Annotated in this window: 25 protein-coding genes; 15 read left to right on the top strand and 10 right to left on the bottom strand. The window is 64.6% G+C overall.

The window, feature by feature from the left end:
• Positions 1-67 precede the first annotated feature (67 nt).
• From QZM72_RS12965 to QZM72_RS12950, 4 genes are all read left to right on the top strand, one after another.
• Positions 68-343 carry a hypothetical protein gene (locus QZM72_RS12965; RefSeq protein ID WP_144030163.1) on the top strand — a complete coding sequence of 92 codons (276 nt, stop codon included), beginning with the start codon at positions 68-70 and terminating at the stop codon, positions 341-343.
• A 244-nt stretch (positions 344-587) separates the two neighbouring features.
• Positions 588-1,028 (top strand): SMI1/KNR4 family protein, encoded by a 441-nt coding sequence (locus tag QZM72_RS12960; RefSeq protein ID WP_089470361.1) that lies wholly within the window; start codon positions 588-590, stop codon positions 1,026-1,028.
• Positions 1,029-1,174: 146 nt separating this feature from the next.
• Complete coding sequence (locus QZM72_RS12955) at positions 1,175-1,402, top strand: hypothetical protein (RefSeq protein ID WP_144030162.1); 228 nt, start codon at positions 1,175-1,177, stop codon at positions 1,400-1,402.
• A gap of 41 nt (positions 1,403-1,443) precedes the next feature.
• On the top strand, positions 1,444-1,737 hold the full coding sequence (locus tag QZM72_RS12950) for a hypothetical protein (protein ID WP_179233534.1): 294 nt from the start codon (positions 1,444-1,446) through the stop codon (positions 1,735-1,737).
• A gap of 260 nt (positions 1,738-1,997) precedes the next feature.
• Here QZM72_RS12950 and QZM72_RS12945 read toward each other — a convergent pair.
• Positions 1,998-3,118 (bottom strand): IS3 family transposase gene (locus QZM72_RS12945; RefSeq protein ID WP_301738292.1). Its coding sequence is split into 2 segments (ribosomal slippage): positions 1,998-2,860 and positions 2,860-3,118, totalling 1,122 coding nucleotides; the frame shifts between segments, so codons are not numbered across the junction.
• 81 nt (positions 3,119-3,199) lie between these two features.
• On the opposite strand from QZM72_RS12945, the gene QZM72_RS12940 reads away from it, so the two are divergent.
• A complete protein-coding gene (locus QZM72_RS12940) occupies positions 3,200-3,571 on the top strand; it encodes a hypothetical protein (RefSeq protein WP_089470358.1) in 372 nt (123 codons plus the stop codon).
• Between the two features lie 499 nt (positions 3,572-4,070).
• Complete coding sequence (locus QZM72_RS12935) at positions 4,071-4,292, top strand: hypothetical protein (RefSeq protein ID WP_059721886.1); 222 nt, start codon at positions 4,071-4,073, stop codon at positions 4,290-4,292.
• 96 nt (positions 4,293-4,388) lie between these two features.
• On the opposite strand, the gene QZM72_RS12930 is transcribed toward QZM72_RS12935, so the two are convergent.
• Complete coding sequence (locus tag QZM72_RS12930; protein ID WP_089470356.1) at positions 4,389-5,042, bottom strand: hypothetical protein; 654 nt, start codon at positions 5,040-5,042, stop codon at positions 4,389-4,391.
• Positions 5,043-5,827: 785 nt separating this feature from the next.
• Here QZM72_RS12930 and QZM72_RS12925 point away from each other — a divergent pair.
• From QZM72_RS12925 to QZM72_RS12895, 7 genes are all read left to right on the top strand, one after another.
• Positions 5,828-6,946: a branched-chain amino acid ABC transporter substrate-binding protein gene (locus QZM72_RS12925; RefSeq protein ID WP_089470355.1), complete on the top strand. Its 1,119-nt coding sequence runs from the start codon at positions 5,828-5,830 to the stop codon at positions 6,944-6,946.
• A gap of 182 nt (positions 6,947-7,128) precedes the next feature.
• Positions 7,129-8,055, top strand: a complete 927-nt coding sequence (gene livH, locus QZM72_RS12920; protein WP_089470354.1) for a high-affinity branched-chain amino acid ABC transporter permease LivH — start codon at positions 7,129-7,131, stop codon at positions 8,053-8,055.
• Between the two features lie 11 nt (positions 8,056-8,066).
• Positions 8,067-9,338: a high-affinity branched-chain amino acid ABC transporter permease LivM gene (locus QZM72_RS12915; RefSeq protein ID WP_301738291.1), complete on the top strand. Its 1,272-nt coding sequence runs from the start codon at positions 8,067-8,069 to the stop codon at positions 9,336-9,338.
• Positions 9,335-10,108: a high-affinity branched-chain amino acid ABC transporter ATP-binding protein LivG gene (gene livG / locus QZM72_RS12910; protein ID WP_089470352.1), complete on the top strand. Its 774-nt coding sequence runs from the start codon at positions 9,335-9,337 to the stop codon at positions 10,106-10,108. Before QZM72_RS12915 ends, livG begins: the two co-directional genes overlap by 4 nt.
• Positions 10,108-10,809 (top strand): ABC transporter ATP-binding protein, encoded by a 702-nt coding sequence (locus tag QZM72_RS12905; RefSeq protein ID WP_006484776.1) that lies wholly within the window; start codon positions 10,108-10,110, stop codon positions 10,807-10,809. The genes livG and QZM72_RS12905 overlap by 1 nt, the downstream gene beginning before the upstream one ends.
• Positions 10,810-11,139: 330 nt before the next feature.
• Positions 11,140-11,784, top strand: a complete 645-nt coding sequence (locus QZM72_RS12900; protein WP_301738290.1) for a DUF2878 domain-containing protein — start codon at positions 11,140-11,142, stop codon at positions 11,782-11,784.
• A 224-nt stretch (positions 11,785-12,008) separates the two neighbouring features.
• Complete coding sequence (locus QZM72_RS12895; protein WP_301738289.1) at positions 12,009-12,359, top strand: VOC family protein; 351 nt, start codon at positions 12,009-12,011, stop codon at positions 12,357-12,359.
• 30 nt (positions 12,360-12,389) lie between these two features.
• Here the strand turns inward: QZM72_RS12895 and QZM72_RS12890 are convergent, their stop codons facing one another.
• From QZM72_RS12890 to QZM72_RS12880, 3 genes are all read right to left on the bottom strand, one after another.
• Positions 12,390-12,797, bottom strand: a complete 408-nt coding sequence (locus QZM72_RS12890; RefSeq protein ID WP_089470348.1) for a DUF2000 domain-containing protein — start codon at positions 12,795-12,797, stop codon at positions 12,390-12,392.
• 44 nt (positions 12,798-12,841) lie between these two features.
• Positions 12,842-13,699, bottom strand: coding sequence for an AraC family transcriptional regulator (locus QZM72_RS12885; RefSeq protein WP_301738288.1), 858 nt, complete (start codon positions 13,697-13,699; stop codon positions 12,842-12,844).
• Between the two features lie 73 nt (positions 13,700-13,772).
• Positions 13,773-14,750 carry an AraC family transcriptional regulator gene (locus tag QZM72_RS12880; protein ID WP_089470346.1) on the bottom strand — a complete coding sequence of 326 codons (978 nt, stop codon included), beginning with the start codon at positions 14,748-14,750 and terminating at the stop codon, positions 13,773-13,775.
• Between the two features lie 41 nt (positions 14,751-14,791).
• On the opposite strand from QZM72_RS12880, the gene QZM72_RS12875 reads away from it, so the two are divergent.
• The gene (locus tag QZM72_RS12875; protein WP_301738287.1) at positions 14,792-15,541 is read left to right on the top strand and encodes an SDR family oxidoreductase; all 750 of its coding nucleotides are present in this window, start codon (positions 14,792-14,794) and stop codon (positions 15,539-15,541) included.
• Positions 15,542-15,614: 73 nt separating this feature from the next.
• Here the strand turns inward: QZM72_RS12875 and QZM72_RS12870 are convergent, their stop codons facing one another.
• A complete protein-coding gene (locus QZM72_RS12870; protein WP_301738286.1) occupies positions 15,615-16,916 on the bottom strand; it encodes an aspartate aminotransferase family protein in 1,302 nt (433 codons plus the stop codon).
• Positions 16,917-16,992: 76 nt separating this feature from the next.
• Between QZM72_RS12870 and QZM72_RS12865 the strand changes: the two genes are divergently transcribed.
• Complete coding sequence (locus QZM72_RS12865; RefSeq protein WP_301738285.1) at positions 16,993-17,877, top strand: LysR family transcriptional regulator; 885 nt, start codon at positions 16,993-16,995, stop codon at positions 17,875-17,877.
• A gap of 13 nt (positions 17,878-17,890) precedes the next feature.
• Here QZM72_RS12865 and QZM72_RS12860 read toward each other — a convergent pair whose 3' ends face one another.
• Genes QZM72_RS12860 through QZM72_RS12845 form a run of 4 tightly spaced genes read right to left on the bottom strand, consistent with a single transcriptional unit; the run spans position 17,891 to position 22,045 of the window.
• Positions 17,891-19,324, bottom strand: a complete 1,434-nt coding sequence (locus tag QZM72_RS12860) for an isochorismate synthase (RefSeq protein WP_301738284.1) — start codon at positions 19,322-19,324, stop codon at positions 17,891-17,893.
• Positions 19,321-19,626 carry an isochorismate lyase gene (locus QZM72_RS12855; protein ID WP_059640806.1) on the bottom strand — a complete coding sequence of 102 codons (306 nt, stop codon included), beginning with the start codon at positions 19,624-19,626 and terminating at the stop codon, positions 19,321-19,323. Before QZM72_RS12855 ends, QZM72_RS12860 begins: the two co-directional genes overlap by 4 nt.
• The gene (locus tag QZM72_RS12850) at positions 19,623-20,396 is read right to left on the bottom strand and encodes a thioesterase II family protein (RefSeq protein WP_301738283.1); all 774 of its coding nucleotides are present in this window, start codon (positions 20,394-20,396) and stop codon (positions 19,623-19,625) included. Before QZM72_RS12850 ends, QZM72_RS12855 begins: the two co-directional genes overlap by 4 nt.
• Positions 20,393-22,045, bottom strand: coding sequence for a (2,3-dihydroxybenzoyl)adenylate synthase (locus QZM72_RS12845; RefSeq protein WP_301738282.1), 1,653 nt, complete (start codon positions 22,043-22,045; stop codon positions 20,393-20,395). Before QZM72_RS12845 ends, QZM72_RS12850 begins: the two co-directional genes overlap by 4 nt.
• Positions 22,046-22,224 lie beyond the last annotated feature (179 nt).

Raw genomic sequence — 22,224 nt, 5'->3', positions numbered from 1 at the left:
GAGAAGTTTGTGTTTTAAAAAAATAGGTTCCTGGTTTTAACCGAAAACATGTGATCTGATCCCAGGGTTGGAGACTTTCCAGCCGCGCCCGGTTGCGTTCGCATTGGATGTGGCTGCAAATGGGAAGAGCTCATTTGTTGTAAAAAGGCGTGTATTCACGCTGAATCTGCATCATGAGGATATGGAGATGCCAAAGTCGGTTGAAAATTACGACTTGAGATGTTGGATGCTGGTAAATCAATTGAGTTACATTAAGAAAAATAAAGATGATAGAAATGAAGGTGTTGAGTGGTTTGTTGATGAGGTAAATTATTATCGTAAGAACGATGAGTTTAGGACTTGATTTTCTTAAGAAGTGCTATGCCGCGCGAGATGGTTATCTCGGATTGTCCTGGGATAAGCCGCGGCCTCCGCTTGGAGTGGGTGTGGCATTTTTTTGAAAGAAGATTATGTTGAGAGATAACGAAAAAATAGAATTGTCGGGGAGTGCGATCATCTATAAATTGAGTTGTATTAAGAAAAATAAATATGATAGAGGTGGGGTGTTGAATGGTTTGTTAATGAGGTGAGTTATTATCGTGAGAACGATGAAATTGGGCATAGAGAAGCTCGAGAGCGACTTGGGCGTCCAGCTACCGGAAGCGATGAAGGGACACTACCTGAAGTTCAATGGTGGCATGCCAGTTCTCGACTGGTTTCCAATGGGGGGTGATCGGGAGTCGATATGGGTCCACGAATTCCTTCCTATCGGAACGCAGGATGTTAGCATGCCTAACATTCAAAGCATTTATGCGCGAGTCGCGGGTAAGGGAGGATACCCTCGAACCTTTGTTCCATTTGCCACCGATCCCGGCGGTAATCTCTTCTGTGTCGACGCTGATAGCGGTGCCGTACATTATTGGTTGACCGACACCTACGACGAAACGTTGACGGACTTGGAGAACCGCCAGAAGGCTGATCGGCGTCTGACCGATTCATTTGACCAATTCATCAGCTCGCTCGTTTCTGAAAACGATGCATTCGGCTAGCGTTCGGTCGCTACGAAGCGATGGCAATCCAGGGCTGGGCGAACAAGGGTCGCTGCTAGGAAAATTTATAAGTAAGTTGAAGCTGATCAAGCTCGCCAAGTCGCTGACCGGCTGCACCTTTCATCAGATGTATTTAGGAGATGAATATGTTCGGTATCGAGTTACATAAAAAATATCTCGAATCAGTTCTGGCTGCTGGCAAGCCCGATAACCTCGCTTGTTTTGGTGTTTGGTGTTGTATTGGACTTGCGCACAATGACGCAATATTCGAGTTCCTTGCCACGCATGCGGGGGTGCAAGCGCACAAATCAGACAACGAGTTGGCGATTACCTGGATCGGGTGTGGAACGGAAACGAAAACTCAAATCCGCTAAGCGATCTGGAGCAAGTGGACTGGGACCTTGATGCAGTCGAAATGGACGACGATGCTGCGGCCCAGGGAGCAGCCGATTTGCTGGCGGGGCTGTCTTTTTTGGCGAAATGGTCTGCTGAACACAACGTGGAGCGGTTGATTGCATGTGCCGAGATTCTGATAAACCGAATCGACTACTTGGAGAGTTTTGAGTTGATTGGAGGACATGTTGCGAATCCAGTCGATCATGAGATGGACGTGCAGAAGGATTTTGCTCGTGAACTCGTTGCAGGTGCCTTGACAGATCGTGACAAGAGGAAATATCACGAGTGGTTATTCGATCTTGGTTCTCCCTGAATCATGAATTCAAGGAGCTATCATGTAAACGATCAACCTGTTGATTTCCCATAGTCAAATCGTAGTTCGATCGAGGCCGTACCAACGCATTTCGAGTACGACGCGTTTGGCCGGCGGATCCGGAAGCTCAATGGCAGTTGTCCTCCGTCCGGAGGGTGCGGAAATCTATACTGACGGTAGCGCCGCTGTAGTGCCACCGGTGCAAGGAACAGGTGACCTGCCCCCTTCAATAGAGCCAATGGGCTTCTAGCAAAGTCCCTTTAAACCAACTCCTGGAAAGCAGCAGGAGCATCCGCGGTCGCCCGATGTTTCGCCGCAAACTCTGACGGCGCAAGGTAGTTCAGTGCGCTGTGCGGCCTTTGCTCGTTGTAGTCCTGACGCCATGCCGCGATGACAGCCCGAGCGTGCGCGAGCGTCGTGAACCAGTGCTCGTTAAGGCATTCGTCGCGGAACTTGCCGTTGAACGATTCGATGTACGTATTCTGCGTTGGCTTGCCCGCCTGAATCAACTTCAGCGTGACGCCGTTCGCATATGCCCACTGGTCAAGCGCGCGGCTCGTGAATTCGGGTCCCTGGTCGGTTCGCACCGCCTTGGGATAGCCACGGAAGCGAGCTGCACGGTCCAATGCCCGAGCGACATACAAGCCTGAGATGCCATGGTCAACGACGATGTCGACAGCCTCTTTCGTGAAGTCGTCGACGACGGTCAGGCACTTCACGCGCCGGCCGGTGGAAAGCGCATCCATCACGAAATCGATTGACCACACCTCGTTGGGCGCGCCCGGCAATGCCAGTTGCTCGCGCTCAATCATGACGCCATGGCGCTTGCGACGGCGCCGCACAGCCAGCCCTGCCTCACGGTACAGGCGATAGATGAGCTTGTGATTGGCGTGCGTGCCTTCGCGCTCCATCAGGGCGTGCAGTCGACGGTAGCCGAATCGACGACGTGCGTGCGCCAACTCCACCAGACGCGCCGCGAGCACCTCATTCTCGTGGTCCGGCTTCGCGTCGTAATGCAGCACGCTGCGAGAAAGCCCGACAAGCCGGCAGGCGCGGCGCTCGGAGATGTTGACCTGCTCCCGAATCGCCGACACTGCTTCGCGTTTGGCTCGCGGGCTCAGGGCTTTCCCTTGACGACGACCTTCAACGCTTCCATATCGAGCATTGCTTCGGCCAGCAGCTTCTTCAGCCGGGCATTCTCCACCTCCAGGTCCTTGAGCCGGCGGGCTTCCGAGACTTCCATGCCGCCGAACTTCGCGCGCCAGATGTAGAACGACGCGTCACTGAACCCGTACTTCCTGCACAGTTCCTTGACCGCGATACCGGCTTCGGCTTCCTTCAGAAACCCGATGATTTGCTGTTCCGTAAAGCGCTTCTTCATGTTCGTCTTCTTCTCCGAAAACGAACTTTACTAGACTCCGGGTGGCCCTGTTTGTTGGGGGCAGGTCACAGGGGCTGTGGAATGCCAAATGAGATTTTGAATAGTATCGATTCGGAGATATCCAAGCCGGGATTTTTCGATTTTTTTACTGGCCTGGATTCCGATGATCTACTTGACAAAAGGGACGCCGCATCATTCGACGATCTCTGGATGCAGGCGTTTAACGAGGTCGATGGACTCGACCTCGTAGCCGAAGACAAGAAATTCTTGGATTTTATTAGAGAGAAGGCATTCAAGCTCTCGTTTCGAGCCTCGGGAAATTCTGACATCGCGGGAAGAGTTTCAGACGACGTCGAACTGATCGCAAAGAGCATGTTGGCCGGGAAACCGGATGGTTGGCCAGTTAAGGTCTTGTGGAGCGGCTATAAAAAAGGGGGCTTCCCTGCCGAATGAGGGTGACGGATAGGCCCACGCTGAGCACAAGTGGAATCCACAAGCGCGCACTCAAAAGACCTTGCAATGGCTAACCAAGTATCGAGCCCGGCCCACATCGTCGAGTCCGACCTAATGGAACTGTTTCAAATCGTCACGTTCGGATCAATCATGTTCCGAATAGATGGCACAGGCGTCGACATGCTGGCGATTAGTGTCAACACGCGCAATAACCAGAAAGCTGACCAAGTTGCGTACCTATACCCAATGGCTAACGTGCGCTCAAATGCACGCCAATGATGGTTTAATGGGTGATGTTCAACTGATGGTGATCGTGTGCCCGCAGTGCACGCGAACGGAAGCGCCAGACGCGCCGATCTTCTACGAAGCATCGCTCCCATCGATTCACCAACAAAGGAGGAATCCGAACCATAAAAACGCCGCGGTAAACGAGCGCGGGCCGCAAGTGCTACCAACACTCACGACCCGCTAACCACAGCCAACTTTCAAGGAGTTGCCCATGGCTAAGCCGAATCATAAAGCACGACCACCGAAGACGGAACGTTTCGTCACGATCCAGGAGATGTGGGGTACCCCGAAGACCATGGATCCGAGGCCGGAGACGTTTTATCCGTACATGAAGATTGGTGGAATGTGGCTGATCAACGATGCGTGTTTTGTTCCGGGCCGCAAGGCGCGGATCGATATTGAGCCGGGGAGGCTGATCATCACGCAGTTGTAAGCGCAACGCCGCGGGATGCGGCCGCGCTGCGCGACGTCGCGCAGCGCGCCGGACGGGGCAGAGCAGTCGTAAGCGGCAGCCACCCAAAACCCCGCATCACCAAGCGATATCGCAGGACGACCGCGATGTCCCCGCACCACCGGTAGCCGTGCACTTCGTCCCCGATCCGTTGTCGTAGAACGTCCGCGTCTCCGGCTGCGGCACCGACGGATCGAACGGATTCGGCACCCCGTGCGGACCGCGCGGCGCATCGTACGGCCGCTGGGGAACATACGAGCCGCCACTACCAGCCGGCCGAGAGCCGTTCGCGCGCAGGTATTCGTTCCAGTTCTGCTCGCGCTGCTCATACCCGGGCACTGCGCGACCCAAACTATCGCTCCCACCCGCGCCAAGCGCGACACGGTTCGGAGCCGAGACAAAATCGGGTCCGTGTTTAAAAGAAGGCGGCGATGCCACGAGCGCATCGCTCGTCACCCGCAACGGCCGCGTATCGGGCGTATCGAACGGGTTACGTTCGTCGGGCGCAGCGAACTGCACCCGTCGACGACCCACACTCGCCGCACGTCCATCATCCCGAGCAGCCGCACGCCGCTCCGAGCGAAACACATTGGCACCGGCCGATCGATCGGTCAGCGCATCGTGTCCTGAAGCATGGGAAGCAGAAACGGAAAACGCGCAAGCGATCGCGGTGGCGGCGGAAGAAAGGCGGATAGGGCAATTCATGGGCGATTCGAAGCAGGTGATGTGCATTGAATAAAACGGCAGATCACTGGCTGGCGGCTGGGCGACGAGGGGAGCGTCGAAGCGGCCCTGAAGCGACTGCGAGGCGCGGCGAGCGCGACTTGCAGGGAGGCTGGCCGGATTGCGGAAGCGAATTCGTATTATTTCATGAAAATATCAAAAATCTTTCAACGTGTTTAGATTCGTCCGGTAAACAGAAAGATTTACCGCTTCGCCGAGCGCCCCGTCCCGGTGCGTGCTGCCGCAATCATCAGTCGATTGATTTGCAGCGACCGTGCTCTCGGTAGCCCGAAAAATACGAAACCGAGAACCGCCCATCGCCAAACACCAAGCCCAGCAAGGAACCAACCCCGATCCCCCTACCGAATAGCAACCCGATTGCACCCAAATCACCCGTCCCGCTTCCCCAAGGTTGCGCCCCCATCGCCACCCACCCATCTCAAAACCCTACGTGTTTTCCCTCAGTCGACAGGCATTTTTGACAGACAATTGAAAAACGCCCATATAATTTCAACTGCCTTGCCAACAGCTGTCGGACCATCCCTCCGAACGAGCGATTTGGCAAGCGGGGCAGGCGAAACGCTTGCGCAATGCAAGACGCATCACGATGTCTTTCCGAACCAGACGTCCCCTTCGGGGACTGCAAGAGCCGGGCCCCGCTACGCAACATTCCGCTGGAGTTCCGTCTTTTATGTGTCTCGGGCGTGTCCCATGTCCTCGCCCCGGGTGCTGTTCGATTGCGCAAGTCATGCCGCCTTTGCCCGTATGACTAAACAACATCGAGGAGCTCCCAGATGACGCTGTCCCGTCTTACGTCCATTTCCGTCGCCGCCGTGCTGTTCGCCGCCGGCGCCGCTGCCGCGCAAGCGGAAACCGTGAAGATCGCCATCGCCGGTCCGATGAGCGGCTCGGTCGCCCAATACGGCGACATGGTGAAGGCCGGCGCGCTGACCGCGATCGAACAGATCAACGCGGCAGGCGGTGCGGGCGGCAACAAGTTCGAAGTCGTGCTGATGGACGACGCGTGCGAACCGAAGCAGGCCGTCGCCGTCGCCAACAAGATCGTCAGCCAGAAGATCAAGTACGTGATCGGCCACGTGTGCTCGGGTTCGACGATTCCGGCGTCCGACATCTACGAGAACGAGGGCATCGTGATGGTCACGCCGTCGGCCACCGCGCCGCAGCTGACGGAAGGCAAGAAGCGTCACTTCATCTTCCGCACGATCGGCCGCGACGACCAGCAAGGCCCGGCCGCCGCGCACTACATCATCAACACCGTGAAGCCGAAGAAGGTCGCGGTCCTGCACGACAAGCAGTCGTACGGCCAGGGCATCGCGTCGTCGGTGAAGAAGGACCTCGAAGCCGCGAAGATCCCGGTCGTGCTGTTCGAAGGCATCAACGCCGGCGATTCGGACTACTCGGCGATCATCACGAAGCTGAAGTCGCAAGGCGTCGATTTCGTCTACTTCGGCGGCTACCACCCGGAAATGGGCCTGCTGATGCGCCAGGCGCGCGAGCAGGGCGTGAAGGCGACGTTCATGGGCCCTGAAGGCGTGGGCAACAAGGACGTGACGGCGATCGCCGGCCCGGCTTCGGAAGGCATGCTCGTCACGCTGCCGGCCGACTTCTCGGCCGATCCGGCCAACGCGGCGCTCGTGAAGGCGTTCGCGGACAAGAAGCGCGACCCGAACGGCCCGTTCCAGATGCCGGCGTACGCAGCGGTGAAGATCATCGCCGACTCGATCGCGGGCGCGAAGACGACCGACCCGACGAAGGTCGCCGCGTACATGCACAAGACGACGTTCGACACGCCGATCGGCAAGGTCGCGTATGACGCGCAGGGCGACCTGAAGGCGTTCAAGTTCGTCGTCTACACGTGGCACAAGGACGCGACGAAGACCGCCGCCAAGTAATACGGAGTACCCGCTCACGCGCCCGCCCTGTCCGAGACCCGGACGGGGCGGATGCGTATTGGTCGCGCCTCTGACCCGTGCGCGCCAAAGAGCGGCCCGAGACGACACCGTGCGTTGCGCGCGGCCGACCGCCGTGATCCGGCGACGGCATGCGACGCAGCGCCAACGGGAGCTTCCCGCACATGACTGACTTCTTTCCCCAATTCGCCCAGCAACTGGTCAACGGCCTGACGCTGGGTGCGATCTATGCGTTGATCGCCATCGGCTACTCGATGGTCTACGGCATCATCGGCATGATCAACTTCGCCCACGGCGAGATCTACATGATCGGCGCGTACGTGGGCCTCGTGACCCTCACGGCGATCGGCATCTCCGCCGGCTATCCGCTGCCGCTCGTGCTCGGCGCCGCGCTGATCGTGTCGGTGATCGTCACCGGCCTGTACGGCTTCGCGGTCGAGCGCGTCGCGTATCGCCCGCTGCGCGGCGGCCCGCGCCTCGTGCCGCTGATCTCCGCGATCGGCATGTCGATCTTCCTGCAGAACTACGTACAGATCGGCCAGGGCGCGCGCGACGTGTCCGTGCCGATCCTGATCTCCGGCGCATTCGACATCCCGCTCGGCGGCAACTTCGACGTGACGATTCCGTATGCGCGTCTGTTGATCGTCGGCGTGACGCTCGTGCTGATGATCGCGCTCACGCTGTTCATCTCGCATTCGCGGATGGGCCGCGCGTGCCGCGCGTGCGCCGAGGACATGAAGATGGCGAACCTGCTCGGCATCGACACGAACCGCGTGATCTCGTTCACGTTCGTGCTCGGCGCGATGCTGGCGGCCGTCGGCGGCGTGCTGATCGGGCTGACGATCGGCAAGCTGAATCCGTATATCGGCTTCGTCGCGGGCATCAAGGCGTTCACCGCCGCGGTGCTCGGCGGGATCGGCAGCATTCCGGGCGCGATGCTCGGCGGCGTGCTGCTGGGCCTCGCCGAAACCTTCGCCGCAGGTTACATGCCGGCCGAGTACAAGGACGTGGTCGCGTTCGGCCTGCTCGTGCTGATCCTGCTCTTCCGCCCGACCGGCCTGCTCGGCAAGTCGGACATCGAAAAGGTTTGAGGGAGACGCAGATGAGTCAAGTCATTTCCGTTCGCCACCCGGCCGCCGACGCGTCGGTCGGCCGGGCGCTGAAAAATGCCGTGGCCGCCGCGTTCCTGACGGCGATCCTCACGATTCCGGTGCTCGGGCTGCAACTGAAGCTCGACGGCTATCAGGTGGTGCTGACGCCGCACTGGCGCCCGGTATGGATCGCGGTCGCGGCCGTGTTCCTGTTCCAGTTGTTCAAGCCGTGGCTCGTGCGCGCGAAATCGGCGGTGAAGCTGCCGGCGATGCCCGCGATGGGCACGCAGCAGCAGCGCGTGATCATCTGGGTGCTGCTCGCCGTGGGCCTCGTATGGCCGTTCTTCGGCTCGCGCGGCGCGGTGGACGTCGCGACGCTCGCGCTGATCTACGTGATCCTCGGCCTCGGGCTGAACATCGTGGTCGGTTTCGCGGGGCTGCTGGATCTCGGCTATGTCGGGTTCTACGCGGTCGGCGGCTATACGTACGCGATGCTGAACCAGTATTTCGGGCTGTCGTTCTGGGAATGCCTGCCGATCGCGGCGATCGCCGCGGCGACGTTCGGCTTCCTGCTCGGCTTCCCGGTGCTGCGCTTGCGCGGCGACTATCTGGCGATCGTCACGCTCGGCTTCGGCGAAATCATCCGCCTGCTCGCGAACAACCTGACGAGCCTCACCGGTGGCCCGGACGGCATCTCGAGCATTCCGAAGCCGACGGTGTTCGGCTTCGAGATGGCGCGCTCGGCGAGCGTGGAAGGCGCGAAGACCTTCCACGAACTGATCGGGCTGGAATACAGCGGCGAGCACATGGTGATCTTCCTGTACCTGATCGCGCTGGTGCTGGTCGGCTTCACGCTGTTCGTGACGAGCCGCCTGATCCGCATGCCGATGGGCCGCGCGTGGGAAGCGCTGCGCGACGACGAAATCGCGTGCCGTTCGCTCGGCCTGAACCCGACGCGCATCAAGCTGTCGGCGTTCACGCTCGGCGCGGCGTTCGCGGGCATCGGCGGCGCGTTCTTCGCCGCGCGTCAGGGCCTCGTGAATCCCGAATCGTTCACCTTCATCGAATCGGCGCTGATCCTCGCGATCGTCGTGCTCGGCGGGATGGGCTCGCAGCTCGGCGTGATTCTCGCGGCGATCCTGCTGACCGTGCTGCCGGAAGTCGCGCGCGGGTTCGCCGAGTACCGGATGCTGATCTTCGGTCTGGTGATGGTGTTGATGATGATGTGGCGTCCGCAGGGCCTGCTGCCCGCGAGCCGTCCTCACGTGGAGCTGCCGCAATGAGCGCGAATGCAGAACTGTTGAAGGTCGCCGGGCTGCAGATGCGCTTCGGCGGGTTGCTCGCGGTGGACGGCATCGATTTCGACGTGCGTCGCGACGAGGTGTTCGCGATCATCGGGCCGAACGGCGCGGGCAAGACCACGGTGTTCAACTGCGTCGGCGGCTTCTACAAGCCGACCGGCGGCGACGTCGTGCTCGACGGTCATGCGATCGCGGGGCTGCCGAGCCATCAGATCGCGTTGAAGGGTCTGGTGCGCACGTTCCAGAACATCCGCTTGTTCAAGTCGCTGACGGTCGTCGAGAACCTGCTGGTCGCGCAGCATCGCAAGGTGAAGGCCGGGCTGCTGCACGGCCTGTTCGCGACGCCCGCGTATCGTCACGCGGAGAAGGAAGCGCTCGAACGCGCGGCGGTGTGGCTCGACCGGATGGGGCTGACGTCGGTCGCCAACCGGCCGGCCGGCACGCTGTCGTACGGGCACCAGCGGCGTCTGGAGATCGCGCGCTGCATGATCACCGAGCCGCGCCTCCTGATGCTCGACGAGCCGGCGGCCGGCCTCAACCCGCAGGAAAAGATCGAGCTGCAACACCTGATCGACAAACTGCGTCGCGAGTTCGGCGTATCGGTGCTGCTGATCGAACACGACATGAGTCTCGTGATGGGCGTGTCCGACCGCATCCTCGTGATGGAGCACGGGCGGCCGATCGTGATCGGCACGCCGGAAGCGGTCCGCAACGACCCGCGCGTGATCAACGCGTATCTGGGGGAAGAGTGATGCTGAAGCTGGAACAGGTCCATACGCACTACGGCGCGGTCGAGGCGCTCGCGGGCGTGTCGATCGAGGTGAACAAGGGCGAGATCGTCACGCTGATCGGCAGCAACGGCGCCGGCAAGACGACGCTGATGATGACGGTATGCGGCACGCCGCGCGCGTCGTCGGGCCGCGTGCTGTTCGAGGGCAACGACATCACCGCGATGTCGACGCACCAGATCATGCGGCAGGGGATGGCGATTTCGCCGGAAGGGCGGCGCGTGTTCCCGAGCCTGACGGTGCTCGAGAACCTGAAGATGGGCGGCTTCTTCGCGAGCCGTCATGAAATCGACGACGGCATCGAGCACGTGTTCAAGCTGTTTCCGCGTTTGAAGGAGCGCGCGGCGCAGCGGGCCGGCACGATGTCGGGCGGCGAGCAGCAGATGCTCGCGATCGGCCGTGCGCTGATGAGCAAGCCGCGTTTGCTGCTGCTCGACGAACCGACGCTCGGCCTCGCGCCGCTCGTGATCGCGCAGATCTTCGACATCATCCGGACGATCCGCGACGAAGGCGTCACGGTGTTCCTCGTCGAGCAGAACGCGAACAAGGCGCTCGGTGTGGCCGATCGCGGCTACGTGCTCGAAACGGGGCGCGTGGTGCTGGCCGACACGGGCGCGAACCTGCTCGCGAACGATCGCATCAAGCAGGCGTATCTCGGCGGGTGATCGACGGGAAGCCGCCGGCCTGCAATGGGCCGGCGGCGGTGTTGATCTCGTCTTGTGGCGCTTTGAACCCGGATTTGCGGGAAGCGTGTAGCCGATCCGCACCGATCGAGGCCGGACGTGATCCGTGCCACGAAACACGTCGCGATTGGCCGCCCGACGTGCTGAAGCGCGCGCGGTATTCGACGCAGCGGACATATTAGGTACCAGCCTCCAATCCCGGCCTCCATCCTTGACTACAGGCGAGCCTCGTCCACAATGACAGTGATCAATGTAACGATTGCGCGCTGTCCGTGGCATATATGCGCAGTCGGGAAAACGGAGGAGACACGTATGAACGACTCGACAACGCAGGCGGGCGTGGAATTCGGATCCGCGGGTTACAGGGCTGTGATTTGCGTATTGCTGGCCGGACTGGGACTGTTCAGTTTCGGCGACTATTTCTATCACGTGCGCCATGGTTTGGTCACCTACAACGTCGGGCCATTCGTCGATGGCCAATCCGTACTCGTCTGGCCGGTCTTCATCGCCGGTGTCGCGCTGATACTGGCCGTCACGTCGCTCTTCACGAGGCATGCGACGCCAGCGTCGTTCTCTAAGCTGGTGTTGCCGTTCGCGATGGTTCACGCGGCATACTTTTCCTCCGGGGTCTGGGGCGTTTCCCGTCCGACCGAACTGACGTGGGCGCTTGTCGCATTGTGGGTCGTGCGTATCGCCTTGACGTCCGAATACCGGGCGCAAACCATCGTCGTGTCCTTGCTGCTCGCCGTATGTGGTCCCTTTGCGGAAGGACTTGTCTCGAGGTGGGGCTTCTTCGACTATGCACCGGCGCTCAAACAGGTCTTCGGCGTTCCATACTGGTTGGCCGGCGTGTATCTGAACGGCGGCCCGCTTGCCGTCATGGCCGCGCGGTGGGTCCGGACCGGCGGCCTGCCTCGGGCGAATCCCGCGAGCTTGTCACACGGGACGACGGCGTAGCGGCATCGGTAGAACGAATCGCCTGTCACGTCACGCTGCGCGATGTTCATGCCGAGGCCGCGGTTCATGCATTCGCGCGTGATCGTCACACTCGGCCGGGTGCCGATGACCAAGCTGCGTGTGCCGTTGCCCGACGAACCGATGCCCGGCCGCGCACCGCTCGTGATCGCGCCGGCTTCGAGCGTAGTCGAATCGGCACTATCCTCGCTTCGCGGAGGCCACCGATGAAAGTCAAACGAATCGTCGCCAACATCGACACACGATCCATCGACGAAGCAAAGCGCTTCTATCAGCACATCTTCGGCCTCGACCTGCTGATGGATCACGGCTGGATCGCGACCTACGGCAATGCCGAGCGGATGGACGTGCAGATCAGTTTCGCGTCGCACGGCGGGTCGGGCACGCCGACGCCCGACCTGTCGATCGAGGTCGACGATCTCGATGAAGCGCTCGCGCGCGTTCATGCGGCCGGCGTGCCCGTCGAATACGGCCCGGCCGACGAACCGTGGGGCGTGCGGCGCTTCTACGTGCGCGACCCGTTCGGCAAGCTCGTCAACGTGCTCGCGCATCGCTGAGCCGCGACGGCAAGCCGGGCACGCCGGCGTTCACGCATGCAGCGCCAGCCCCTTCACCGCCTTGTCGACGGCCTTCTTCGGCCCGTGCAACGCGAGGCCGACCAGATCGGGATGGTCCGCATCCTCGGCGCGGAACGCCGCGCGGTTGGCCGCATCGTGCCCGGTCGAGAACATCGCGCGCACGTAGGGCACGATCGTCAGCTCGCGCGACAGCGCCTGCCGGTGCGCGGCCTGCAATCCGTTCAAGTCGGCGGCGAACACCATCATCGGCTGGCCGAGCATCCGGCCGTAGCGGCGGCCAGCCGCATCCTCGTAAGGCTCGCCGAGTGCGTCGGGCGCACCAGCCGCGACGCCCGTCGCGAGAAACGCGACCACGTTGAGTTTCTGCCATGCGGCGAGATCGTCGCGCACGATCAGCGCTACTTTGGTATCGAACATGCTTGCTCCTGGTTGGAGCGCCGATGATCCGATGCCGCGCGCGATCAGTCTGGAACGTTTGTGCAGAGTTGCCGGTACGCGGCCGGCGTGATCCGGTACGCGCGGCGGAACCAGCGGCCGAGGTGGCTCTGGTCCGCGAAGCCAACGTCGGCGGCCGCCTGCGCGGGCGTGCGGCCGGCGGCCAGCAGCTTTCGCGCGGCGCGCAGCCGCAAGCGCACGAGGTACGCGTGCGGCGACGTGCCGAACGCGCGCTGGAACATCCGTGTGAGCCGGAAGCGGTCGATGCCGGCCACGCTCGCGAGTTCGTCGAGGCCGATGTTGCCGTCCATATGTTCGTGCAGCAGGTCGCGCACGCGTGCGATCGCGGGCGGCACGACGCCGCTTTCCAGCGCGAGCGGGCGGCCCAGCTGGCTGCCGAGCCGCATCAGCAGGCGGTCGAGCGTCTGGTCGCGCGCGAGGCGGCCTTCGTTGTCGTGGATCGCGAAGAACGCGTTCCGGATCGCGTCGACGAGCCCGCGATCGTCGACGAGCGTATGGCCGAACGTGGCTTCGACGCCGCCGAGGCCCGGCAGGCCGAGCCGGCGCGCGGCGCGCTCGACCCACGCCTGCGGCAGGTACAGCATCCCGTACGTGAAGCCGCCGGCTTCGGGCGCGTGGCCGTCGTGCATCGCGCCCGGCTCGATCAGGATCGCGCGGCCCGGCACGCTCGTATGCAGCGAGCGGTGGCACTGGAAGCGCTGCACGCCCTGTTCGGTGAAGCCGACGAGCATGTCGTCGTGATCGTGCGCATCGTATGCATGGCCGTTGAAATGCGCGTGCAGGCTTTCGATGCCGGTGTCCGCATCGCGGCGCGCGACGAGCCAGTGGTCGGTCGTGCCGACGGCCTTTGCGTCCGTCGTCATCGCGGGCCTCGAACGTCGTCGTGGCGTGACGGAACGTGTACGCAGGTGGCCGAACGGGGAGGGCGCGTGCGGTTCATGCTTCGCTCACCGCCGCCTGTTCGTCACGCGCGTATTGCGCGGGCGGCCGGCCGACGTGCCGCGTGAACGCGACGCTGAAGGTGCTCGCCGAGCTGTAACCGACGCGCGCCGCGATTTCCGCGATGCGCGCTTCGTTGCGGCGGAGCAGATCCTTCGCGAGCGCCATGCGCCACGTGAGCAGGTATTCCATCGGCGCGACGCCGACCGCGCGGCTGAAGCGCTCGAAGAACGTCGAGCGCGACAGCGCGGCTTCCTTCGCGAGTTCGACGATCGTCCACGGGTGCGCGGGGCGTTCGTGCATCCGCCGCAGCGCGGCCGCGAGGCGGCTGTCGGCGAGCCCGCGCACGAGGCCGGGCGACGCGTGCGTGCCGGTCGTGAACCGCATCGCCTCGATCAGCAGCACTTCCAGCAGGCGCGCCAGCACGATTTCGCGGGCAGGCCGCTGCGCGCGCGATTCGTCGCGTACCAGTTGCACGAGCGTGGTCAGCCGCGGCTCGCCGCGTACGTGCACGAAGCGCGGCAGCAGCGACACCAGCAGCGATGCATCGGGGGAACCGAAGCTGCAGTTGCCGGCCATCAGCCGCGTGTCGACCGGGTTCGCGGGATCGCCGATCCGGTATTCGCCGGGGGCGAGCATGACGGGCGGCGCGGTGTCGACGCCCGGCGGCGGCGGTTCGAGGCTCGACATCGCCACGCCGTAGACCGCCGGAATCAGCATGAAATCGCCGGCCAGCAGCTCGATCGGCGCATGCCCGTCGATCGCGATCCGGCAGCCGCCGTCAAGGACCGCGCAATAGAACGGCTCGCCGGCGACCGTGCGGTTGATCGCCCACGGGCTCGCGCCGCGCACGTACTTCGAGTAACGCGCGCCCGGTTGCAGCAGCGTCACGACTTCGGTCAGCGGGTCGATCATTGCCGGACTCTCGCAAAAGAAAAGCGGATTGTCGATTGTAGCGAATACGGTTGCCGCCATCTATCGTACGAACACATGCTCAACACATCCGAGGAGTTCGCATGAAGACCGTACTGATTACCGGCTGTTCCTCCGGCTTCGGCCTCGAAATCGCGCGCCATTTCCTGGCGCGTGACTGGCAGGTCGTCGCGACGATGCGTAAGCCGACCGACGACGTGCTGCCGCCGTCGGAGCGCCTGCGCGTGCTGCCGCTCGACGTGACGAACGCGGACAGCATTCGCGCCGCGATCGACGCTGCCGGCCCGATCGACGTGCTCGTCAACAACGCGGGCTTCGGCGCGGCCTCGCCGGCCGAGCTCATGCCGCTCGATACGGTGCGCGCGCTGTTCGACACCAACACGATCGGCACGATCGCGGTGACGCAGGCCGTGCTGCCGCAGTTTCGCGCGCGCGGCGCCGGCGTGGTCGTGAACGTCACGTCGAGCGTCACGCTCAAGGCATTGCCGCTCGTCAGCGCATATCGCGCGAGCAAGGCGGCGGTGAATGCGTTTACCGAATCGATGGCGGTCGAACTCGAGCCGTTCGGCGTGCGCGCGCATCTCGTGCTGCCGGGTCGCGCGCCCGACACGCGTTTCTCGGACAACGCACGGGGCAACATGCACGGCTTCGAGCACGAAGCGTATGCGGACTTCGTCGGCAAGGCCGTGGCGCGAATGCTCGATGCGTCGGGGCCGATCACGCATGCGCAGGACGTCGCCGAAGCCGTGTGGCGCGCGGCGACCGATCCGTCGAGCCCGATGCGGATGCCGGCCGGCGCCGACGCGCACGCGTGGGCTGCGGAAGCGGGTTGATCGAGCGTCAATCCGCCACGCCGGCCGGTTGAGCCGGCGCGGTGGATCGCGTGAGGGCGAGAACGGCGTTACGTTACAGCGCGCGCTTGATCGCCTGCTCCAGCAGCGACAGGCCGAGGTCGATCTCGTCTTCGCCGACGGTCAGCGGCGGCGCGATCCGGAACACGCCGCCCATGCCGGGCAACTGCACGATGTTCATGCTGAGCCCGAGATTCATGCATTCGCGCGTGATCTTCGCGCCGAGCCCGTCCGCCGGCTCTTTTGTGCGGCGATCCTTGACGATCTCGACGCCAAGCAACAGGCCGCGCCCGCGCACGTCGCCGATGCAGTCGAAGCGCTCCATCAGGTCGAGCAGGCCGCGCCGCAGCCGGTCGCCCATCGTGTTCGCGCGCGCGACGAGGCCGTCGCGTTGCACGACGTCGAGCACGCGCAGGCCGACCGCGGCCGGCAGCGGGTCGGACACGTGCGTCGTGTAGAACAGGTAGCCGAGTTCGTGCGCGCGTTCCTCGATCGCCGCGGACGTGACCATCGCCGCGAGCGGCAGTCCCGCGCCGAGCGTCTTCGACAGCGTCAGGATGTCGGGCGTCACGCCATCGCGCTGGCACGCGAACATCGTGCCGGTGCGGCCGACGCCCGTCTGCGCCTCGTCGAGGATCAACAGCATCCCGCGCGCCTCGCACTTGCGCTTGAGCGCGGCCATATAGCCTTCCGGCAACTCGATGATGCCGCCCGAACTGAGGATCGGCTCCGCGATGAACGCGGCGAGGTTGCCGCTCGACTGGCGGTCGATCAGGTCGAACGCGTAGTCGAGTTCGGCGAGCGGGTCGTACGCGCCGTTGCGCTCGAAGCGCGGCCGGTACGCGAACGGCGCCGGAATCGCGAACGAGCCGACCGAAGCCGGCCCGACGCCCTTGCGGCCCGCGCTGTACGTGGCCGACGCGGCGGCGCCCGTCATCCCGTGCCACGACTGCGCGAAGCCGACGATCTCGTACTTGCCGGTGACGAGCTTCGCCATCCGGATCGCCGCCTCGTTCGATTCCGCGCCGGTGCTGAGCAGCAGCGCGCGGTCGAGCCCGGCGGGCGTGACGTCGGCGAGCCGCGTCGCGAGTTCGACGACCGGCCGCGACAGCATCCCGCTGAACAGGTGATCGAGCTTGCCCGCGTATTCTCCGATCACGGACACGATCTCCGGATGGCTGTGGCCGAGCACCGCGCTCATCTGGCCCGACGTGAAATCGAGGATCGCGCGGCCGTCGGCGTCGTAGACGAAGCTGCCTTTCGCGCGCTCGACGATCATCGGCTCGAACGTGCCGCCATAGCGGACCAGGTGCTGCCTGGCGTTGCGCCAGAAGGTTGCGTCGTCGTTCAGGGACATCGGGCTTCTCCGGCAAAGGGCAGGGATCGCTTGCAGTCTAGGCGCGCGTCTGGTTTGATGGAAACGAATAGTTCTAATGCAAGCTAGAAAAGAGGCTAATACCTTGGCGCTTTCGCTCGAAATCGATCTGCTGCGCTCGTTCGTCATGATCGCCGAGGTGCGCGCGTTGAGCCGCGCGGCCGCGCGCGTCGGCCGCACGCAATCCGCGCTCAGTCAGCAGATGAAGCGGCTGGAAGAGGCCGTCGACCAGCCGCTGTTCCAGCGCACTGGCCGTGGCGTGGTGCTCACGCATCCGGGCGAGCGGCTACTCGTGCATGCGCAGCGCATCCTGCGGCTGCACGACGAGGCGATGGCCGACCTGTGCGGCACGGGGCTGTCGGGGACGATCCGGTTCGGGTGCCCGGACGATTACGCGCAAGTGTGGCTGCCGTCGCTGCTGCGGCAGTTTTCGAGCCAGCATCCGCAGGCGATCGTCGAAGTCGTGTGCGGGCCGACGCCGCGCCTCGTCGAACAGCTGGAGAAGCGCGCGGTCGATCTGGCGTTGATTTCCGTGCCGGACGACGGCGCGACCGGCGACATCATCCGGCGCGAGCAACTGGTGTGGATCGGCTATCCGGGGCTCGAGCCCGCGCATTTCGATCCGCTGCCGCTGGCGTTGTCCGACCGCGATACGCTCGATCACCTGGCGGCGTGCGACGCGTTGAACCGCGCCGGCCGCGACTATCGCGTCGCATATGCGAGCAGCAGCCTCGCCGGGCTGATCGCGCTCGTGCGTTCGGGGCAGGCGTTCGCGGTGATGACGCAGACGGCCGTGCCGGCCGACGTCGCGATCGTCAACGGCGATCCGCACTTGCCGGCGTTGCCGGCCGTGGGCATTACGCTGCGGTTCGACCGGAAGCGGCCTTCGCACCTGACGGCCGCATTCGCCGACCATATCCGGCAAACGCTGCCGTTGCTTTGACGGGCGACGCGAATCAGTCGACCGTCGACGAGACCGACGTGTGCGTGCGGCCACGCATTTCCGCCGCCGCGTCGCGCACGCGGATCGCCGCCCGCATGCCCGACAGTTTCAGTTCGGTTTCCTGATATTCGTTGACCGGCTCGGAATCGGCGACGATGCCGCAGCCCGCGAACAGCCGGCACGCGCCGCCCGCAACCAGCGCGGAGCGCAGCGCGACGATGAAATCGCCGTTGCCGTGCGCGTCGATCCACCCGATCGGCGCCGCATACCAGCCGCGATCGAAGCCTTCATGCGCACGGATATGGTCGAGCGCCGGTGCGCGCGGATGGCCGGCCACCGCGGGCGTCGGGTGCAGCGCGGCGACGACCTGCAACAGCGTCGCATCCGCGTTCAGCGTCGCGCGGATCGGCGTGCTCAGGTGCTGAAGCTTCGGCAGCCGGTGCAGCGACGGTCGATCGGGCACGTCGAGCGCGCGCGACAGCGGCGCGAGCGCGGCGCGGATCGCGTCGACGACGAGCGCATGTTCGAGCCGCTCCTTCGCGGAAGCCATCAACGCGTCGCCCAGGGCGCGATCGTCGTCGGGCGTGGCGCCGCGCCGGATCGTGCCGGCCAGCGCATGCGTGCGCACGTCGCCGCCCGCGACACGCGCGAGCCGCTCCGGCGTGGCGCCGACGAAGCACGCGCCGTCGCGGCGGACCGCGAACAGGTGCGCATGCGCGTCGCGCCGCCGCAGCCGGCGCAGCAGCGGCGCGATCGCGACGGGCCGCGCGTACTGCTCGAGCACGTCGCGTGCGAGCACGACCTTGCCGAATGCGCCGTCGTGGATCGCGTCCACCGCACGACGGACTTCGTGCTGCCATTCGCTGGCCTGCAGCGCCTGCGTGTGCAGCAGTTGCGGCGTATCGTCTTCCGCGGCCGGCGCAAGCGCGCCGAGCGATTCAATCCGTGCAAGACACGCATGCGCGAGCGCGGCCGGATCGTCGTGAGCGGCGACGACCTGCTGGCAGACGGCCCAGTGCGCATCGCCTTCGCGCACGATCAGCAGCTTCGCGAGCGTCATGCTCGCATCGGGAAACGGCGCCCAGTGCGCGCTGCGCGGACCCCGCGAATCGAATCGGAAGCCGCCGATGAGCCGCGGCGGTTGCGGGCCGGCGGTGACCGCGTCGCGCACGAGCGTGCGCCAGCGTGCGTCGATCTGCGCGAAGCGCGTGTCGCCGGCGGCGCTCAGTTCGAGCGCGCAGTCCCAGCCGAACAGCGTGACGGACGCATCGCCGGCTTCGTGGAAGCACCACGGCGTGACGCCGTCGTCCCACGCGGCGATCAGGTCGAAGAAGTCGAGCGCGCGCAGCGGCACCGAGACCGACGCAAGCGTCGGTGTGCCGGTGGCGGCGGCGCGGCGGGCCGCCCGCGCGAACGTGTCGTGCAGCAGCGGAAGGCCGGCGTTCATGCGAGCCCCCGCTGTTGTCGCCAGTATCGGGTTTGCTGCGCGATGTACCACGCGATGAGCTGGGCGAACAGCGTCTCGACGTAGTCGGCATCGAGGCCGGCCTGTTCGGCCCAGCGGCGCCGGTCGGGCAGCATCGCGGCCACCCGCTCCGGCGCGGCGATGCTCGCTTCGTCCGGCTTGAAGCGCGACGCGGCTTTCACGTACTGCATGCGCCGGCCGAGCGCGTCGATGATGTCGGCATCCAGACGATCGATCGCTTCGCGAATGTCGGGAAGCCCCGTGCAGGCGTCCGGTGTTTTCATGTGTACTCCTTTCCGTAACGAAGGGACTGGTCGATCCGTTCGACCAGGTGGGCGATCACCGCCGGGTATTGGTGGCGCAGGTAGAAGTGGTCGCCGTCGAACGTCGCGACGCGGATCGGTCGCGTCGCGACGTCCTGCCATGCATGCGCCTCGTTGCTGTCGAGCTCGGTATCGGCGAGCGGCAGCATCACGCCGAGCGGCGCATCGATGCGCGGCGGACGCTCGCGCCGATACGTTTCGATCGCGCGGTAGTCGTGGCGGATCATCGGCAGGTAGATCGCGCGCATTTCCGGATCGGCGAGCAGCGCGGCATGTTCGCCGGACAGCCGGGCGACGTCGCCGACGAGCGCGTCGTCGGATTGCAGGTGCAGATCCGACGGGCGCTGGCGATGCGGCGGCGGCAGCGCGGAAACGGCGACGTAAAGCGGCGCGGCGCCGCGCGCCTCGAGCCGCACCGCGACCTCGTACGCGAGCGCCGCGCCGAGGCTGTGCCCGAACAGCACGAGCGGCGCGTGTGCGTAGCGTTGCAGCGCGTCGGCAGCGGGGCCGGCGAGCGCGTCGATCGACTGCAGGCACGGCTCGCCGAAGCGTTCCTCGCGGCCTGGATACTGCAGCGCGAGCAGATCGACGTCCCACGGCAGCGCACGGCTCCAGCCGCGAAAGAAGTTCGCGGTGCCGCCCGCGTGCGGGAAGCAGACGAGCTGCGCGCGCGGGCACGGCGACAGACGCAGCTCGCGAATCCAGTTCGAATCGGACGAGTGCGCGCTCATGCGATGGCCGCCTGCAACTGGCGGCGCAACAGGTCGCGCAGCGATTTCTTGCTGGTCTTGCCGATGCCGGTTTCCGGAAAGCGCGGCATGAACTCGATACGGTCCGGGATCTTGAAGGCGGCGAGCCCGCGGTCGCGCAGGTAGCGTTTCAGCATCAGTCTGGACGGGGCAGGCGCGCGTGCGACGACGAACGCGCAGGTCCGCTCACCGAGCATCGGGTCGGGCATCGCGACGACCGCCGCGTCGTGCACCTGCGGATGCGCGAGCAACAGGTTCTCCACTTCCTCGGCCGAGACCTTCTCGCCGCCGCGGTTGATCTGATCCTTGTCGCGGCCTTCGACGACGAGGTCGCCGTCCGCGGTGCGCCGCACGCGGTCGCCGCTGCGATAGAAGCCGTCGGCCGTGAATGCCGTCGCGTCGTGCTCCGCGAGCCGGTAGTAGCCGCGGATCGTGTACGGGCCGCGTACCTGCAGTTCGCCGATCTCGCCGGGCGCGACCGGTGCGCCGGCTTCGTCGACGATGCGCACTTCGTCGCCGTCCGACACGGGGCGGCCCTGCGTGTGCGCGATGCGCTCGGGCGCGTCGTCGAGCCGCGTGCAGCAGATGAGCCCTTCGGCCATGCCGAACACCTGCTGCAATCGGCAGCCGAGCACGGGCGTCACGCGTGCGGCCGCGTGGTCCATCAGCCGTGCGCCGCCGACCTGCAGCACGCGCAGGCTCGACAGGTCGGCCTGCCGTTGCGGCTGCTCGTCGAGCCACAGCAGCGCGAGCGGCGGCACGAGCGCGGTATGCGTGACGCGTTCCTGCGCGATCAGCGCGAAGCTTTGATCGGGCTCGGGCCGGGCGGTCGTCACGACCCGGCCGCCCGCAAGCAACGCGCCGATCGTGCCGGGGCAGCACAGCGTGAAGTTGTGCGCCATCGGCAGCGCGGCGAGATAGACGGTGTCGGCGTCGACACCGCTCGCGGCGCTGCACGCACGCACGTTGTACAGGTATTCGCGATGGCGGCGCGGAATCAGCTTCGGCGTGCCGGTCGTGCCGCCCGACAACTGGAAGCACGCGATGTCGTCGGCGCTTGCCGCGCATTCGAGTACGGGCGGCGCATCGTACAGCGCGTCGAACGACGTGAACGCGTGATCGTCGCCGGCCATCACGACGTGCCCGAGCGTCGGGCAGTCGGCCTGCAACGCGGCCGCGAGCGGCCGGCAGTCGAAATCGCCGAGCTGCGACGCGCCGAGGTACGCACGCGCACCGGCGAAGCGGCAGAACGCGCCGATCTCGTATTGACGATGGGCCGGCAACGCAAGCACGGGCCGCACGCCGAGCTGGAACAGCGCGAAGCACGTCTCGATGAAGCGTGCGCCGTTCGGCAACTGGACGACGGCCGCGTCGCCGCGCGTGAGGCCCAGCCGCGCGAGGCCGCCCGCGAGGCGGCGAATGCGCGCCAGCAGATCGCGATAGCGCAGCCGGAGCGTGCCGTCAACGATGGCGAGCGTGTCGGGATGGCGCTGCGCGCACGCGTCGAGCGCGTCGAAGAACGTCGTGTCCTGCCAGTAGCCGGCGTCGCGGTAGCGGCGCACGAACTCGTCGGGCCAGTCGGGCGCGTCGGCCGGCAAGGCCGCCGCCAGGGAGGAAGGGGAGGATTGCATGCGCTGACCTTGAGCTCCGGCAAGTTGTCAGAAAATGTAAATGAGAGGTATTATCATTTGGAACAGGTGCTGCGATAGCGCCGTTTCTTTTGATATCGCGGCAATTTCGTTCGATCGGGCGCCGGCCGCGCGGCGCCCGGCCGGTCCGGCCGGACAATCGGCCGGTTGCCGCCGGCGCG

The organism is Burkholderia sp. AU45388 (assembly GCF_030481585.1).
In the GTDB taxonomy this organism is placed as follows: Bacteria; Pseudomonadota; Gammaproteobacteria; order Burkholderiales; family Burkholderiaceae; genus Burkholderia; species Burkholderia sola.
This window is presented reverse-complemented; position numbering and strand designations above follow the sequence as displayed.

What these genes read in the sequence shown, in the direction of transcription:
- QZM72_RS12915 (WP_301738291.1), top strand. Translation starts at nt 8,067, where the DNA reads ATGAGTCAAGTCATTTCCGTTCGCCACCCGGCCGCCGACGCGTCGGTC.
- QZM72_RS12870 (WP_301738286.1), bottom strand. Translation starts at nt 16,916, where the DNA reads ATGTCCCTGAACGACGACGCAACCTTCTGGCGCAACGCCAGGCAGCAC.
- QZM72_RS12950 (WP_179233534.1), top strand. Translation starts at nt 1,444, where the DNA reads ATGGACGACGATGCTGCGGCCCAGGGAGCAGCCGATTTGCTGGCGGGG.
- QZM72_RS12895 (WP_301738289.1), top strand. Translation starts at nt 12,009, where the DNA reads ATGAAAGTCAAACGAATCGTCGCCAACATCGACACACGATCCATCGAC.
- QZM72_RS12880 (WP_089470346.1), bottom strand. Translation starts at nt 14,750, where the DNA reads ATGGCGGCAACCGTATTCGCTACAATCGACAATCCGCTTTTCTTTTGC.
- QZM72_RS12890 (WP_089470348.1), bottom strand. Translation starts at nt 12,797, where the DNA reads ATGTTCGATACCAAAGTAGCGCTGATCGTGCGCGACGATCTCGCCGCA.
- QZM72_RS12925 (WP_089470355.1), top strand. Translation starts at nt 5,828, where the DNA reads ATGACGCTGTCCCGTCTTACGTCCATTTCCGTCGCCGCCGTGCTGTTC.
- QZM72_RS12900 (WP_301738290.1), top strand. Translation starts at nt 11,140, where the DNA reads ATGAACGACTCGACAACGCAGGCGGGCGTGGAATTCGGATCCGCGGGT.
- QZM72_RS12940 (WP_089470358.1), top strand. Translation starts at nt 3,200, where the DNA reads ATGCCAAATGAGATTTTGAATAGTATCGATTCGGAGATATCCAAGCCG.
- QZM72_RS12935 (WP_059721886.1), top strand. Translation starts at nt 4,071, where the DNA reads ATGGCTAAGCCGAATCATAAAGCACGACCACCGAAGACGGAACGTTTC.
- livG (WP_089470352.1), top strand. Translation starts at nt 9,335, where the DNA reads ATGAGCGCGAATGCAGAACTGTTGAAGGTCGCCGGGCTGCAGATGCGC.
- QZM72_RS12905 (WP_006484776.1), top strand. Translation starts at nt 10,108, where the DNA reads ATGCTGAAGCTGGAACAGGTCCATACGCACTACGGCGCGGTCGAGGCG.
- QZM72_RS12865 (WP_301738285.1), top strand. Translation starts at nt 16,993, where the DNA reads ATGCAAGCTAGAAAAGAGGCTAATACCTTGGCGCTTTCGCTCGAAATC.
- livH (WP_089470354.1), top strand. Translation starts at nt 7,129, where the DNA reads ATGACTGACTTCTTTCCCCAATTCGCCCAGCAACTGGTCAACGGCCTG.
- QZM72_RS12960 (WP_089470361.1), top strand. Translation starts at nt 588, where the DNA reads ATGAAATTGGGCATAGAGAAGCTCGAGAGCGACTTGGGCGTCCAGCTA.
- QZM72_RS12955 (WP_144030162.1), top strand. Translation starts at nt 1,175, where the DNA reads ATGTTCGGTATCGAGTTACATAAAAAATATCTCGAATCAGTTCTGGCT.
- QZM72_RS12845 (WP_301738282.1), bottom strand. Translation starts at nt 22,045, where the DNA reads ATGCAATCCTCCCCTTCCTCCCTGGCGGCGGCCTTGCCGGCCGACGCG.
- QZM72_RS12885 (WP_301738288.1), bottom strand. Translation starts at nt 13,699, where the DNA reads ATGACGACGGACGCAAAGGCCGTCGGCACGACCGACCACTGGCTCGTC.
- QZM72_RS12850 (WP_301738283.1), bottom strand. Translation starts at nt 20,396, where the DNA reads ATGAGCGCGCACTCGTCCGATTCGAACTGGATTCGCGAGCTGCGTCTG.
- QZM72_RS12855 (WP_059640806.1), bottom strand. Translation starts at nt 19,626, where the DNA reads ATGAAAACACCGGACGCCTGCACGGGGCTTCCCGACATTCGCGAAGCG.
- QZM72_RS12930 (WP_089470356.1), bottom strand. Translation starts at nt 5,042, where the DNA reads ATGCACATCACCTGCTTCGAATCGCCCATGAATTGCCCTATCCGCCTT.
- QZM72_RS12860 (WP_301738284.1), bottom strand. Translation starts at nt 19,324, where the DNA reads ATGAACGCCGGCCTTCCGCTGCTGCACGACACGTTCGCGCGGGCGGCC.
- QZM72_RS12875 (WP_301738287.1), top strand. Translation starts at nt 14,792, where the DNA reads ATGAAGACCGTACTGATTACCGGCTGTTCCTCCGGCTTCGGCCTCGAA.